The organism is Neobacillus bataviensis LMG 21833 (genome assembly GCF_000307875.1).
In the GTDB taxonomy this organism is placed as follows: domain Bacteria; phylum Bacillota; class Bacilli; order Bacillales; family Cytobacillaceae; genus Neobacillus; species Neobacillus bataviensis.
In genome coordinates, this window is sequence record NZ_AJLS01000101.1 from 1 (window position 1) to 703 (window position 703).

At 36.3% G+C, this 703-nt stretch carries 1 protein-coding gene; it reads left to right on the plus strand.

All coding sequences use genetic code 11. The features are described from left to right. Window positions 1-625, plus strand: a 625-nt coding sequence (locus tag BABA_RS13770; protein ID WP_007085806.1) for a DNA gyrase C-terminal beta-propeller domain-containing protein, incomplete at its 5' end; no start/stop codon positions are given. Window positions 626-703: the final 78 nt, after the last annotated feature.

The window sequence follows — 703 nt, forward strand, 5'->3', positions numbered from 1 at the left end:
TTCATCTGATGAAAAAGTAATTTATGTTCAAATTGGTGATGCATTTGCAGGTGAAAATCTAGTCGTGGTTACACGAAATGGACAAATTAAACAAATTGAACGTGAAAGTTTTTCACCATGGCGAACTTACCGCTCGAAATCAACTCCTTATGCTAAACTTAAAGGAAATGATGATGAAATTGTACTCATTAGTCCTGTTCAATTTACTGACCTCATGATTATTTCTGAAAATGGCTATGCCCTTCGCTTTAATCTGGATGATGTCCCAGTCTTGGGTGCTAGAGCAGCAGGTGTGAAGGCAATGAATCTTAAAAATGATGATAAGATAAAAGCAGCTTTCTTTGTCAACTCAAATAGTTGGTATCTGTTGACTCAACGGGCATTTATTAAACGAGTTAAAACAGAGGATATTCCAGCCACATCACGAGCAAATCGAGGTCTTCAAGTTTTACGGACATTGAAGACAAATAACCATACCGTATTTGCGGCTGGTTTAATCAATTCAACTGCTGATTTATCAGCATTGACCGAAGAATTAGATTTGTTCAGTCAAGCTAAAGCACCAGCGACAAAAGAAACTGATGAACAAGTATTAGAAGTAATCAGTGAGACTGGCAAGAAATAGGATATTAATTTGTGCGATTTATCATTATCAGATCGAACAAGTAATGGACATCCAATTGCTGATGATCTTGAAAAAATT